13 protein-coding genes are annotated in these 14642 nt (G+C 48.9%); all 13 read left to right on the top strand.

All coding sequences use genetic code 11. From position 1 onward, the window contains the following. The first annotated feature begins 20 nt into the window (after positions 1 to 20). The 13 genes from MUK70_RS09425 (at position 21) to MUK70_RS09365 (ending at position 14642) form a co-directional block, all read left to right on the top strand. Positions 21 to 848 (top strand): type 1 glutamine amidotransferase domain-containing protein, encoded by an 828-nt coding sequence (locus MUK70_RS09425; protein ID WP_082216367.1) that lies wholly within the window; start codon positions 21 to 23, stop codon positions 846 to 848. After that, positions 838 to 2547: a thiamine pyrophosphate-binding protein gene (locus tag MUK70_RS09420; protein WP_234656418.1), complete on the top strand. Its 1710-nt coding sequence runs from the start codon at positions 838 to 840 to the stop codon at positions 2545 to 2547. The genes MUK70_RS09425 and MUK70_RS09420 overlap by 11 nt, the downstream gene beginning before the upstream one ends. 43 nt (positions 2548 to 2590) lie before the next feature. After that, a complete protein-coding gene (locus MUK70_RS09415; protein WP_234656419.1) occupies positions 2591 to 4126 on the top strand; it encodes a GMC family oxidoreductase in 1536 nt (511 codons plus the stop codon). Positions 4127 to 4172: 46 nt separating this feature from the next. Continuing rightward, positions 4173 to 4598, top strand: a complete 426-nt coding sequence (locus tag MUK70_RS09410) for a hypothetical protein (protein ID WP_234606647.1) — start codon at positions 4173 to 4175, stop codon at positions 4596 to 4598. Positions 4599 to 4633: 35 nt separating this feature from the next. After that, positions 4634 to 5026: a nuclear transport factor 2 family protein gene (locus MUK70_RS09405; protein WP_234606648.1), complete on the top strand. Its 393-nt coding sequence runs from the start codon at positions 4634 to 4636 to the stop codon at positions 5024 to 5026. A 29-nt stretch (positions 5027 to 5055) separates the two neighbouring features. Then, the gene (locus MUK70_RS09400; protein ID WP_234656420.1) at positions 5056 to 5634 is read left to right on the top strand and encodes a DJ-1/PfpI family protein; all 579 of its coding nucleotides are present in this window, start codon (positions 5056 to 5058) and stop codon (positions 5632 to 5634) included. Between the two features lies 1 nt (position 5635). Next, positions 5636 to 6058, top strand: coding sequence for a VOC family protein (locus MUK70_RS09395; protein WP_234656421.1), 423 nt, complete (start codon positions 5636 to 5638; stop codon positions 6056 to 6058). A 31-nt stretch (positions 6059 to 6089) separates the two neighbouring features. Then, complete coding sequence (locus tag MUK70_RS09390; protein WP_234606651.1) at positions 6090 to 7913, top strand: AGE family epimerase/isomerase; 1824 nt, start codon at positions 6090 to 6092, stop codon at positions 7911 to 7913. 27 nt (positions 7914 to 7940) lie between these two features. After that, positions 7941 to 8279 (top strand): STAS domain-containing protein, encoded by a 339-nt coding sequence (locus tag MUK70_RS09385; RefSeq protein WP_234606652.1) that lies wholly within the window; start codon positions 7941 to 7943, stop codon positions 8277 to 8279. A 3-nt stretch (positions 8280 to 8282) separates the two neighbouring features. Beyond that, on the top strand, positions 8283 to 10403 hold the full coding sequence (gene glgX, locus MUK70_RS09380) for a glycogen debranching protein GlgX (RefSeq protein ID WP_234656422.1): 2121 nt from the start codon (positions 8283 to 8285) through the stop codon (positions 10401 to 10403). A gap of 307 nt (positions 10404 to 10710) precedes the next feature. Further along, on the top strand, positions 10711 to 11031 hold the full coding sequence (locus MUK70_RS09375) for an STAS domain-containing protein (protein ID WP_234656423.1): 321 nt from the start codon (positions 10711 to 10713) through the stop codon (positions 11029 to 11031). A gap of 12 nt (positions 11032 to 11043) precedes the next feature. Beyond that, positions 11044 to 11469, top strand: coding sequence for an ATP-binding protein (locus MUK70_RS09370; RefSeq protein WP_234606655.1), 426 nt, complete (start codon positions 11044 to 11046; stop codon positions 11467 to 11469). Between the two features lie 5 nt (positions 11470 to 11474). Next, positions 11475 to 14642 carry a WD40 repeat domain-containing protein gene (locus MUK70_RS09365; protein ID WP_234656424.1) on the top strand — a complete coding sequence of 1056 codons (3168 nt, stop codon included), beginning with the start codon at positions 11475 to 11477 and terminating at the stop codon, positions 14640 to 14642.

The raw sequence follows: 14642 nt of genomic DNA, 5'->3' as shown, positions 1-14642 counted from the left end.
ATTATTCAAACCCGAATTTTATGTCTAAAAAAGTACTCGCCATTTTATCGGAATACGGATATTGGGGCATTGAGCTGGTAGGGCCGCTCGAAAAACTGGAAGAAGCCGGTTACACCGTTGATTTCATTACACCCAACGGAAAAAAGGCCGAAGCATTGCCTCCGAGCTATGATACAACTTACGTAGATCCTCCTCTTGGCGTGTGCGTTACGACGCAGCTCGCCGCTGACAAAGTGAATGCTTTTGAAGCAACAAACCGTTTGGAAAAAACAATGAACCTGTCGGAAGTGATCCCGCAGCGTCCTTACTTCTCCACACCAGACTTTCTTCGCGCATTCGAAAAATATTATAGCGACCTCAAAATTGCACAGGACAAGCTGACCGAAGAATACGACGCAGTTTTCCTGGTAGGCGGCAGCGGCCCGATCATTGACATGGTGAACAACCAGCGCGTCCATGATGTAATTCTTGCTTTTTACAAAAAACAAATGCCTGTTGCCGGGATCTGCTACGGCGTTGCGCCACTTGTTTTTGCAAGGGATTTCAACGAACGTAATTCCATCATCAAAGGAAAACACGTAACAGGGCATTGCATTGAGTACGATTACCACGACGGAACCGGCTTCCTGCACACCGATCTGAACATGGGGCCACCGCCATATGTGCTGGAATACATTCTTTCCGACGCCGTTGGACCAGAAGGACAATATCATGGAAATTTTGGTAAAGAAACTTCCGTAATCGTTGACTATCCATTTATTACAGGCCGTTCATTGCAATGTTCCTTCGAATTCGGAGAGCAGTTTGTGAACGTTTTGGACAAAGGCCTCACACGTTATGGCTGGTAAAACCGGGAATCAGAAGATCATTGAGCAATTCCTTGCGGATGGCATGGATTACATGTTCGGCAATCCCGGCACGGTGGAGCAAGGTTTCCTTGACGCCCTGGCCGAGTATCCCGAGATGAAATACATCCTCACCTTGCAGGAAACAATTGCGGTCATGATGGGCGACGGTTACGCCCGCGCCACGCAGAAACCAACATTGGTACAGTTGCACAGCTCCCCCGGCATTGGTAATGCGGTGGGCGCTGTGTATCAGGCCAAAAGAGGTCATGCGCCGCTGGTGGTGATCGGGTCGGATGCGGGTGTGCAATACATGAATATGGATGCGCAAATGGCGAATGACCTGGTGGCCATGATGGCGCCGGTGACCAAGTATTCAACTATGGCCACGTCTTCAAAATCACTGTTACGGACGTTACGCCGGGCAGTAAAAATCGCATCTACGCCTCCTATGGGGCCGGTTTATGTTTGCCTGCCCATGGATGTTCTCGATGAGATCAACGATGAGCCCGTATTTCCAAGCTGCATTCCTTCCACGCGGGTTGCCCCTGCGCCGGAACTGATCACGCAGTCAGCGGAAATGTTGCTGGCAGCTGAAAAGCCGATAATTTTCGTCGGTGACGGCATTGCGTATTCAGATGCGATCCCGGAGCTTACACACGTTGCCGAGCTTTTAGGCGCGGAAGTCTATGGTGTCGAATTCGGGGATCTCGTCATGGACAACACGCATCCGTTGTATCAGGGAACGACGGGCCACATGTTTGGATCTTTCAGCCACCCGATTACGACAAAGGGCGATGCGAACCTCATTGTGGGCACTTATATGATGCCTGAGGTTTTTCCAGAGCTGGGAGAGATTTACGCACCGGACGCCAAAGTGATCCATTTCGATCTCAATGCTTATGAGATTGCAAAGAACCACCGCGTTGACCTGGGTGTTGTGAGCGATCCGAAACTTTCGCTTGCTGCTCTTGCTCAGACAATTGAAGCGTTGGTGACGCCTGAACAGACGGCAAAAGCACAACAACGTATAGCGGATATCGGTAATGCCAAGAACGATAAAATCTTAGCTGAAAAAGAAGCGGACGACAAACTGAAAGGCAGATCGCCGCTGAATATGGCGCAATTTACCAAAGTGCTGGCCGAGCAGCTGAATCAGGATGAAACCATCATTTTCGACGAAGCATTGACGAGTTCAGCGGCAGTAAGCCGTTACCTTCCGCCTAAGCTCGCAAAACAATATTTTTTCACGCGCGGCGGTTCGCTTGGTGTAGGATTTCCAGGAGCAATCGGTGCCAAAATAGCCAATCCTGAAAAGACTGTAATCGGTTTTTCCGGTGACGGCGGCAGCATGTACACCATCCAGACATTATGGTCAGCGGTGCGGCATAATACGGGAGCCAAATTTGTGGTCTGCAACAATGGCTCTTATAAATTACTGCAACTCAACATTGACCAATACTGGCAGGAACGCGAAATTCCGAAACACGATCATCCGCTGCCATTTGACCTTTCCTATCCCGCAATCCGGTTCGACCTTTTGGCAAAATCCATGGGGGTAGAAGCGGTGAGGGTTGAAAAAGTAGAAGAAATTTTGCCGGCTATCGAAAGAATGCTGGCCGACGATAAGCCCTTTTTGATCGATCTGGTGCTGGAAGGCAACCACAAGTCGGACTGGGTGAAAGTGAATTGCTCGCAATAACCATAAACGCTGAAAACCCTCCTCCATTTTTAAAATGGTCAACATGAGATTTGATTACATTATTGTTGGCGCCGGGGCGGCCGGGAGCGTGCTGGCCAATCGCCTGAGCGCCAACCCGGACACGAAAGTGCTGCTCATTGAAGCCGGAAAAAACGACCGGGAAGCTGCAATTCAGGATCCGGGAGGCTTTGTAAGCCTCTGGGGATCGGATATGGACTGGCAATTACAAACCACCGAACAAGCTGGTTTGAATGGCCGCTCCATCACGATTAACCAAGGCAAAGTGCTGGGAGGCAGTACTTCGATCAACGCCATGATGTACGTCCGCGGTAACCCGGCCAACTTCGATAAATGGGAAGCAATGGGTGCCCAGGGATGGGGTTATGAAGCTGTTTTGCCTTATTTTAAAAAATCGGAAAACTACGAAAATGGCGCTTCGGATTATCACGCAACGGGCGGAGCATTAAGCATTCGTGACTGCCCGGATGAAGTCATGCGCTCGGAGCATTTTCTGGTAGGCGCAACGCAGCTGGGTTACGATGGCCCGAATTGGGATTACAATGGTGCCCGGCAGGAAAATGGGGCTGGACTGTTGCAATTTCACATTGATGAAAATGGTCACCGAGACAGCGGTGCATCCGCTTTCCTGCACTCAATTGCTGACAGGAAAAACTTGACAATCGTTACCGGCGCACTGGTTTCCAGAGTTTTAATTGAAAATAAAAAGGCGACCGGCGTGGAGTTTATCTCTCGTGATGGTTTGCTGGTAGAAGCTTTTGCCGATAAAGAGATCATCATTTCAGCAGGCGCACTGGGTTCTCCCAAGCTGCTGCTATTGTCGGGAATCGGGCCGGCTGCTGAATTGCAGGAGCTTGGCATAGCAGTGATCGAAGATCTGCCTGGCGTAGGGAAAAACTTGCAGGATCATTTGCAGCTGCCGATGATTTTCCGGTCAAAAATTCCAATGTCAAATACAACATTGCTTACGGGTAATGTGCTGTTTGTCAATACAAAAAATGACGGAAGTGTGGTGGATTTGCAAATCAACTTTACACCAAGCCTGCCAGAGCCATTAGCACCGGTTTTGCCGGATCTGGGCGGCCCGGTTTGTATTTTCTTGCCCATTCTGGTTCAGCCTGAAAGCCGTGGAAAAGTAATGTTGAGATCTAAAAATCCGGCCGACATGCCGGTTATTAATCCCAATTATCTGGAAAAAGCGTCAGATATAACAGTGCTTTCGAAGGCTGTTGAACTGGTGAGAAAGCTTGCTAACACACCTAAGTTTTTGGAGCTGAATGGCGGTGAAATGGTCCCTGGTGTGGAAGCTGACATCGAAGCATTCGTCAGAAGCCAGAGCACAACGATCTGGCATCCAGCCGGAACCTGTAAAATGGGCATTGATAAAATGGCCGTTGTTGACGCTGGATTACGAGTGCATGGCATTCAGAACCTCAGAATTGCCGACGCCTCGGTTATGCCAGCGGTTACCAGCGGAAATACGGTTGCAGCCTGCTTTATGATCGGCGAAAAAGCAGCTGATATGATCCTTGCAGCGGACAGTGCTGCCAATTTGAAATAGTCTAAACCATTGATTGAATTATAATTAACCTAAAATATAAAATACAATGCTAACGCAGGAAGCAATAAAAGAACTGGCTCTTGACTGGTATAAAAAGCTGGATGTCCACGTCCCGATGGTTGAAGTTTTGCCGCTGCTTGCGGATGCCGAACTCGAAATGGTATTCCCGGAAGCAACAGTTTACGGATATGCAGGATTTGAAGGCTGGTTTCAGCGCGTGATCCGGATCTTTTTCGACGAAGTTCATACGGTTAAGGTCGTTGAGCCCGTCATCAACGGCGATACTGCGGTGGTAAAAGTGGTGGTCCAATGGGAAGCCAGCGTATGGAATGCTCCCGAACCATTCAGCAAACGCATCAAATGTGATGCTTTTCAAACCTGGGAAGTAAAATTGACGGACGCTGGAAAGGTGGTCATTACCAAATACATTGTCGACGGCCTGGAATATCACGAAGGGTCAGCGACACTCTAAATCAGGTTATTAACCCATCTTTATTAAACCAAAATATGAAAAACGTACCGGATACCAAGCTGGGCAGAATGTACAAAGAACACATTCAGCATATTCTTGACAAAAACATCGACGCGCTGCTTGACCAGTATACAGACGATGCGACGTTGATCAGCAGCTTTTCCAAGTCGCCCGTTATTTACAAAGGCCGCGACCAGGTGAACGAGCATATGCAAGGCATTTTGGGCATCGACGGACTGGAAACAGACATTGTGTTCTGGGCCGAAACCGAAGATCCGGAAACATTAATGATCACCGAACAGATCACGATGACGGTTGGTGGCGAGAAAAGTGAAATGCGTTTTGCTGACAGCTGGGTGCTGCAAGACGGAAAAATTGCCATTCACTTCGCAGGAATGGTCCAGCATCCCGACGGAACATTAGCCTAACTAAATAGAACCTCCTAAACCCTTTCACCATGAAACTGGCAGATAAAAAGATCGGTGTGCTCTTGGAAGCCGATTATTTTGAGAATGAAATTTTCTACTACAAATTCCGCTTTCCCGAAGAAGGCGCTGAGCTGCATTTTCTGACAAGGTTATGGGGACAGGATAAACTCACCTTTCTGGGCCACGAATATCGTGCGCCGATGGATTGCTGGGAATCGTTCGAGAACATGAGCGACGAGGAGCTGCGCACTTACGACGCCATTATCGTGCCTTCGGGCATGGTTTCGGACCGGCTGCGTTACACCGAGGACGTGGAGAAAATTCCGCCTGCAACCGAATTCCTGAAACGCGTTTTTGCTGAACCAGGCATTTTGAAAGGTATTATCTGTCACGGATTATGGCTTACTGCACCTGCAACCGAGCTCGTTCGCGGCCGCAAATTGGTTTGCCACAATAACCTGATCGGTGACGCAAAGGCATATGGAGCCATTTATACCAATGAAGATGTGGTTGTGGACGGCGACTTGATCACCGGACGCTCTGGCGGGCATGCGCATTTGTTTGCCAAAAAGATCATTGAAACATTGTCAGCAGCTAACCCTAACTAATATGAGCGCGACATTTTTCCACCTGGCACTTACAGTTAAAAACCTCGCGAAGTTCGAGGATTTTTATTCTAAATATTTTGGGTTCCGCAGGGCAAGGGTCATCAGTCTGGGCGACGACGCCGAGCTGGTTTTCCTTAAAAACGATGACAACATTTACTTCGAAATCTTCCCGCCCGAAGAAGACCGCCCTTACCCGATGTCCGAAGCAGACGGCCCGCATTATCCTGGTTTAAGGCACATTGCATTCTCCGTGGACGACATCGATGCCAAAGTGGAAAGCATGGGAGAAGACGCCGTCATCACCCTCGGCCCATTGCATTTCGACGACGTAATCGAAGGCTGGAAAACCGTATGGCTCAAAGACCCCGAAGGAAACATTATTGAAATCACCCAGGGCTATCGGGATCAGGAAGATCTGGCTTAATAAACTCTCAAACACCTTTACCAACTAACGCATGAATATTAATTTCACTTTTTCGGATACCATTGCGGGTTATATCACGGGATATAATGCAGAGGAACGCTGGTTTACTGTGGAGACGTCGGACAAGCGTCCTTTCAAGATCAATCTGATCGCTTCCACCTATGCGCGCGGCGTGCAGAACCTGACAGAAGGTTGGCAGGATCCAGGCGATATCGCACCGTTTTTGTCGACAAATGGACAATATGTTTTCGCTTACGGAACATTTTATCCCAATGCAGGCGCGGACGAAAGCACATTTGAAGCGCAGCAATTGATTTTCCCGGGTAAGGAGCCAAAAGCTTATCGCCACGAGGAGCAGAATTACTGGATCACGCAGATCAGTTCTATTGCTTCCAGCTATCTGAAATGGCAGTTTGATTATCCGAAAGAGGAGATCAACTACAAAAATTATCGCACAATGCTCCATTTGGGAGGTTCCAAAAAAGGAGATTACTTGCAGGAAACAGACACAATTTCCAGAATGGTTTACGGATTTGCATCCGCATATCTGTTGACCGGAAAAGACGAATTCCTGGAAGGGGCAGAGCTTGGAACAGAATATCTGCGCGACCACATGCGCTTTTTTGACCAAGATGATGACCTCGTTTACTGGTATCACGGCTTGAAAGTGGAAGGCCAGAAAGAAACCAAATTGCTGACTTCGGAATTTGGTGACGACCTGGATTCGCTTCCTATGTATGAGCAGATCTACGCCCTCGCAGGCCCGACGCAAACCTACCGCATCACGGGCGATCAGCGCATCCGCGACGACATTGACAAAACCATTGATCTGTTTGAAAAATATTTCAAAGATCCAAATGGCGTAGGTTACTACTCCCACTTGCACCCGATCACATTGGATGCGCACGAGGAATCTTTGGCTCATAACAAAGCCCGCAAAAACTGGAACTCCGTGGGTGACCACGCGCCTGCTTACCTGATCAACCTCTGGCTGGCAAGCGGCGAGCAAAAGCACGCTGATTTCTTGGAATACACTTTTGACACCATTACCAAATATTTCCCAGACTACGAAAACAGTCCGTTTGTTCAGGAGAAATTTTTCGAAGATTGGAGCAAAGACCAAACATGGGGATGGCAGCAAAACCGTGCAGTAGTAGGGCACAACCTGAAAATCGCATGGAACCTGATCCGTCAGCAATCGCTGACTCCAAAAGAAGAATATCTGGCATTTGCCAAAAAAATTGCTGAATTGATGCCTGCGGCTGGTTCTGATCAACAGCGTGGCGGCTGGTATGACGTGGTTGAACGCGTTCAGAAGACAGGCGACAAGCACCAATTTGTATGGCATGACCGCAAGGCGTGGTGGCAGCAGGAGCAGGCAATTCTTGCTTACCTGATCATGTACGGGGTTTTGGGAGATAAAGAATACGAAAAACAAGCGCGTGAGGCGGCAGCATTCTACAATGCATTCTTCCTGGATAATGACGATGGCGGTGTGTATTTCAATGTGTTGGGCAATGGTATGCCGTATCTTTTGGGAACAGAGCGTTTCAAAGGAAGCCACTCCATGAGTGCATATCACAGCACAGAACTATGCTATCTGTCAGCAGTTTATATCAATTTGCTGATCACCAAGCAGCCAACTTATTTCTACTTTAAGCCTTATCCAAACGGCTGGAAGGACAACATTCTGCGTGTTTCGCCGGATATCCTGCCTCCCGGAAGCGTGTATATCAGCGAGGTTTTCATTGACGATCAGCCTTATACAGATTTCGATGCCTATGCACTTACCGTGAAACTTCCTGAAACAGAGGAACGTATCCGCGTGAAAGTACAGATCAGTTCGGCCAAGTAATTTGAACCATATTTAGAAACTATTCAGATGAAAGTTACCATTACGGATCAGGAGGAAATTACGGTGGTTGCGGTCTCCGGCGACATAGACAGCAAAACGGCACCCGAATTTGAAAGAAATGCAAAGGTGGCCATGGACAAAAGCAAAAACATCGCGATTGACCTCACCGACGTAGGTTTCATGTCCAGCGCCGGGCTGCGTGTGTTGCTGATGGTTTACCGGAATATCAGGTCGCAGGAAGGTAAAGTGGTGCTTGTGGGGGTTTCGGAAGAAATCCAGGACGTGATGTCCACCACCGGTTTTATCAACTTTTTTACCATTGTTGAGAAGCCGGAAGACGGAGTTGCATTCCTAAAACAAGACTAATCCATGGCAACAGATATCAGGATTGATTACTACCCGACGCACGAGCAGCAGGGGATCAAGTTCAGACGCGGACATGCGTTGCCATTCGGAGCGACCATGGTTCCGAACGGGATCAATTTCAGCATTTATTCGAGCGAAGCCATCGACTGTACGCTTGTATTGTTCGAAAGGGGCGAAGCGGAGCCGTTTGCCGAGATCCGTTTTCCGGAAGAATTCAGAACGGGCAATGTGTATTCCATGATCGTTTTTGATCTGGATTACGAGCGCCTGGAATATGGTTACCGCATGGACGGCCCCTTCAAGCCCGAAGAAGGTCACCGTTTTGACAAAAGCATTATTCTCAGCGATCCGTACGCCAAAGCCATTGGCGGACGGGATTCCTGGCTGGCCAAACCGAATTGGGATAACATTTATCCATATCGCTCACGCCTCGTTTTTGAGGATTTTGACTGGGAAAATGACCACCCGCTCGAAACGCCGATCGAGGATCTGGTGATCTATGAAATGCACGTGCGCGGTTTTACGCAGCATCCATCATCCAATGTCAAAAACCCGGGCACATTTGCAGCCATTCGCAGCAAAGTGGCTTACCTGAAAGATCTGGGGATCAACTGCGTGGAGCTCATGCCGATTTATGAGTTTGATGAATGGGAAAACAGCAAGGAAAACCCGGTTACAGGCGGCTTGATCGTCAATTTCTGGGGTTATAGCACGGTTAATTTCTTTTCTCCAAAAGCAGGTTATGCTGCCACGGGGAAGTTTGGGATGCAGGTGGATGAGCTGAAAACGTTGGTTAAAGAACTGCACAAAAACGGCATTGAAGTGATGCTGGATGTGGTTTTCAATCACACAGCAGAAGGCGACCACCGCGGTCACACAATCTCGTTCAGGGGAATTGATAACAAAACCTACTACATGCTCACGCCTGAGGGTTATTATTTCAATTTCTCAGGAACTGGCAACACATTGAATTGCAACAATCCGGTGGTGCGGAACATGGTTCTGGACTGTCTGCGTTACTGGGCAGCCGATTACCACATTGATGGTTTCCGTTTCGACCTCGCCGCCATTCTTGGCCGTGACCAAAACGGAGCGCCATTAAGCAACCCGCCATTGCTCGAATCGCTCGCATATGACCCGATTCTGGCCAAATGCAAGCTGGTAGCCGAAGCCTGGGACGCAGGCGGCTTATACCAGGTCGGTTCATTCCCGGCATACGGACGCTGGGCAGAATGGAACGGAAAATACCGCGACTCGATCCGGAAATTCCTCAAAGGCGACGAAGGTTTAGTTGGAGAAATCGCGCAATGCATCCAGGGATGGCCTGATCTGTACTACTATCGCGGCCCGACAGCCAGCATTAACTTCATCGCCTGCCACGACGGTTTCACCCTTTATGACCTATTTGCTTACAATGAAAAACACAACGAAGCGAATGGAGAGAATAACAATGACGGTGGTAATGATAACCATTCATGGAATTGTGGGGTGGAAGGTGAAACGGATGATTCGTACATTAATCAGCTACGTCACAAGCAGATAAAGAATGCATTGTCGATCCTTATGGTGAGCCAGGGCGTTCCTATGATCCTTTCGGGCGATGAAGTGGGCGTTACCAAATCCGGTAATAATAACACCTATTGCCACGATAATGAGCTTAACTGGCTGGATTGGAGCTTGATGGAAAAGAACGCGGACATTTATCGCTTCGCGCAACACATTATGCGCTTCCGCCGTGCACATCCGGTGCTCAGGAGCAGGACGCATTTCCAGCATAAGGACTATGTAGGCAGCGGGTTCGCGGACATCACATTCCACGGAACCCAAGCCTGGCAACCCGACTTTTCACCAAGCAGCCGCTGCCTGGCATTCATGCTGGACGGCGCCCACGCCAAAAGCGGAACAATCCGGGACGATTCGATATACGTAGCGATGAATTCGCACTGGGACGCATTATACTACGAACTCCCACCACTTCCAGCCGGCCAAAAATGGCATCTGGCCGTGAATACGGACATGCCAACTGGTGAGGACATTTACGAAGTTGGTAAGGAGCCGAGGTTGGAAGACCAGGGGAGGTTTTTGGTTGGGGGGAGAGCGACGGTCATCTTGGTTGGGAAGTAGCGCCCTTTGGCGGAGGGGGTAGCAGTGGCGCCCTTCGGCGGTCGTGCTAGCAGTAACGCCCCTTCGGCTCCGCTCAGGGTGACAAGCTAGTTGTACGACGGCACTGGTTAGCAACAGCGGAACGCCTTGTCAGCCTGAGCGGACCGGGCCGCCGGGCGGTCGAAGGCACGTGCACGACGCGGCTCACAATCGGAGCACTAGCAGAACGCCCTTCGGCCTCCGGCACGTTCGAAACGCCGCTTAGAAGCACAAGGCAGTAACAGTTAGCATTTAAATAACTCATTTAAAACCTTTAATTAATATTCCAATGGCATTTCAAATAGAATCCCTAATAGAAAATCAGGAGGCGCGCTTTACTTTGCATGGCGAGCTGGATTCGCTTTCGGCGCGTGTTTTTCAGACTGAAATTGAGAAAATTGCTAATCAACCCATTGATGCTTTGGTGCTTGACATGGAGGACCTTAGCTTTATGTCATCGGCGGGGCTTAGAGTTTTGATTTACTCAAAGCAGAAAATCGGGCCGAAATTATCCATTTACATCGTGAAACCGCAGGAACTGATTGTGGATACGCTTACCAAAACGGGCTTGCAGCACAGCGTTACCATCGTTGATCAATATCCAGTTTAACATCTCCTGATAATGGAATCGAAAAGTTTTCCCGGCACTGTTGATTCTCTCGATTCGCTGCGGGAATACATTGGTGAGCTTTCGGAAAAGGCTGGGTTGGCCAAAAAACCAACTTATAGCCTCAAACTGGCGGTCGATGAGATTGCTACAAACATTATTTTGTACGGCTATCAGGCGCCGGGCATCGAAGCGGATTTTCAGGTGGTGAGTGAGATCACGGCCGAGAAACTCGTGGTGATCCTGGAAGACATTGCCGCGCCGTTTGACCCGCTTGCGAAAGAACTGCCCAATGCGCAGGACCTTACGCTTTCGCTGGAAGAACGCGGCATTGGCGGCCTCGGTATTTTCTTGACGATCAATGGTGTCGATGAGTTTTCCTATGAATATGCCCATGGAAAGAACCGTAACAAATTTGTAATGAAAATTGCCGCAACCTGAAACATATGGTTGAGAATTCTACCTTTACCAATCCATTTCCGGGCCTTCGAAGTTATGATTATGAAGATCATGCTTTGTTCTTCGGCAGGGACGCGCACATCCGGGAGTTGAAAAACAAACTCCTGGACGGGCGCTTCCTTGCATTGATCGGTTCGTCGGGAAGTGGAAAGTCTTCGTTGATCAAAGCCGGCCTCATTCCTTCATTGGAAGAAGGCGACGCCTCAAATCGCTGGAAAGTAATTCTTTTCCGGCCGGGTGGAAATCCGGTCCGGAATTTTGTGGATGCGGTGAAAGCGGCATTGCGCGAGGATGATCCGATTTGGGACAGTCGCGATCCGGTGTCCCTGGAAAAAGAGCTCAGCAATGATACCAAAGTCGCATTATCATTGCTCTCCGCCACGCGCGGCCAGAAAATTCTGCTGGTTATCGACCAGTTTGAGGAGCTTTTCCGCTATGAACTTTCGGAAGATTCCTCGGGCATAAACAGGACGAACGCTTTTGTAAAACTACTGCTAACGCTTATCAATCAGCGCGAGCTTCCGGTACACGCTGTTATTACAATGCGCTCCGATTATCTGGACCATTGTACTGAATTCAATGGTCTCACAGAGATCATCAATAAAGGCTATTATCTCCTTCCGAAAATGAACCCGGAAGAGGTCAGACAAGTCATTGTAGGTCCCGTGGAATCCGTTGGAGCCAGCATTGAGCCCGAACTGGTAACCGGTCTATTGAAAGAACTCGCCGATAACCCCGACTTCCTCCCCATTCTGCAACATGCATTAATGCGCACATGGGACCGCTGGAAGTCGACAAAGCCGTATTCTTCCCCCGTTTCGCGATCTGATTACGAGGCCATTGGCACTATGCAGGAGTCGATCACGATGCATGCAGAGGAAATTTACACGCAACGGTTGGATGAAAAGCGGCGAAATGCCGCTGCCAAGCTTTTCAAGTCGCTCATCGTGCTTGGCCCTAGCGATACATCGTCGCTGCACCCGACCGTCCTGCGCGAAATTATTCAGATCACAGGCATTCCCGATTATCTGTTGATCGACGTGATCATGGTTTTCAGGGAAAACGGAGTTTCGATTTTAACACCGAAACCGGGCGTAAAGATTGACCAGAATTCAATCATTGACGTCTCGGTTGAAAAAGTCCTCACATTTTGGGAAAGATGCAGGAAGTGGATAGAGGAAGAGCTGGAATCCGCAAAACTCTATAAACAACTCAGTTACTCAGCCTCCCTTTATCAGGACGGCCGCACCGGACTTTGGGTCAATCCTGAATTGCAGTTGGGCCTTAAATGGCTGAAAGAAAGCGAGCCAACATTGGAATGGGCGCAGCGCTACGATCCTTTTTTTGAGCGTGCAACCAATTTTTTGGATTATAGTAAAAAACAGTATGAGCTCGAAGTAAGGCAAAAAGAAGACCGCCAGAAACGGGAGCTTCGCAAGGCGAGAATTTTCGCTTCTGTCCTGGGGATCAGCTCATTAGTTTCATTACTATTTCTTATCGTGGCGCTCGTGCTACGGACACAGGCACAGCAAAGCGAAAAAACGGCACTGGAAAAAGAAAGTCTGGCTTTGGAAGAGAGAAAGCGCGCTGAGGACCAGACGCGCGAAGCTATTTCACAGAAAAAAATAGCAGAACAGCAGGGCACATTTGCCGAATTGCAAAAGACATTAACCGAGGAACAAAAAGGCATAGCCGTAAGAGAGCAGGAAAAAGCGGTAAAGGAGAGCATTGCTGCAAAAATCGCGAAGCAGATAGCTGAGGAACAAAAGTTTCAGGCCGATAATGCCAGAAAAGCAGCGGTGGAATCGCAGAAACAAACGGAAATACAAAAAGAATACGCGGTAAATGCGCAAAAAGAGTCGGAGCGGCAAAAAGTGTATGCGCAATCTGCTCAGAAAGAAGCAGAAACTTCGAGAAACGACGCATTGAAACAGCGCTCAAAAGCGGTCGCACGCTTCATCGCGATCCAGTCATTCCAAATGCCTGCGGGTGATGAACTGACGGCATTATTAGCATTAAAAGCATATGATTTTAATATAAAAAATGGGGGAGAACGCGAGAATCCGGACATTTTTAATGCACTATCGAAGGCGGCGGGTGCTAAGGCAACATTGATCGCACACAATGACATTGTACGCGTCGTCGCCGAGCCGCAAGCCGGTAATTCGCTTTTTGCAACAGCGGGCGACGACGGCGTGGTGAGTTTGTGGAATTATCTGACACCTGCCGTAAAGCCGCTTTTGTTCCGCAATCCCAAGCAGACGTTCAGGAGCATCCGTTCCGTGGCTTTTATGCCGGACGGAAAAACGTTTTTCACTGGCTCTTCCAACGGTCAGATCGTGCGCTGGGACAACTTTACGCCCGGCACGCCGCCAGCTAAAACCATTATCGGACACGACGGAATTGTGTTCTCCATGACGGTTAAGAACATCAATAATAAGCCGCATTTGATCTCGGTCAGCTCCGCTGGCCAGGTAAGACTTTGGGACGTGAGCGATAAGAAACTGGAAGTCTTGAAAAATGTTAATCTCGGCACCGAGATCGCATCTGTCGAGATGTGGGCTGACGGTCGTTTCATGTTTCTGGCGACCGGAAATGGCAAACTGATCCGCATTGACTTAAATAAGCTGGATTCAAAACCAATAGAATATAGTCTGCCAGGTTTACGCGGCAGGCTGCTTTCCATGGCATTCACGCCTGACCAAAAATATCTTTATTTCGGAACGAGCTCGGGAATGCTTTACCATGTGCGGATTACGAATGACGAGCCGGTCCCGAACTCATTGACCGGCACGCAGGGAACGCACACTTCGGGCATTACCAGCATTGCCTTCGCTCCCGACGGCAGCCGCATTGCTACCGCTTGCTATGACTGGAAAATCCGCATCTGGAATGCAAAAGAGGATATTTCCAAACAACAGCCTGTTTTGTTAAGCGATTTTGATTATTGGGTGATGGACATTCAGTTTACCCGCGACGGGAACAAGTTGCTGGCAGCCGGAGCGGATAAAACAGTTCGGATATGGGACATCAATTCAGCTGCATTATTTACCGAAGTTTCCAAAAGAGTAAAGCGCGAACTGACCGAGGAAGAGTGGGATCAATACATCGGAAAGGATATTCCTTACGAAAAACTGTCCCGGAACATCAGATAA

Origin of the sequence: Dyadobacter chenwenxiniae, assembly GCF_022869785.1 — a bacterium.
Taxonomy (GTDB): Bacteria; Bacteroidota; Bacteroidia; order Cytophagales; family Spirosomataceae; genus Dyadobacter; species Dyadobacter chenwenxiniae.
Note: the sequence above shows the minus strand (reverse complement) of the source record. Positions and strands in the feature narration are given on the sequence as shown.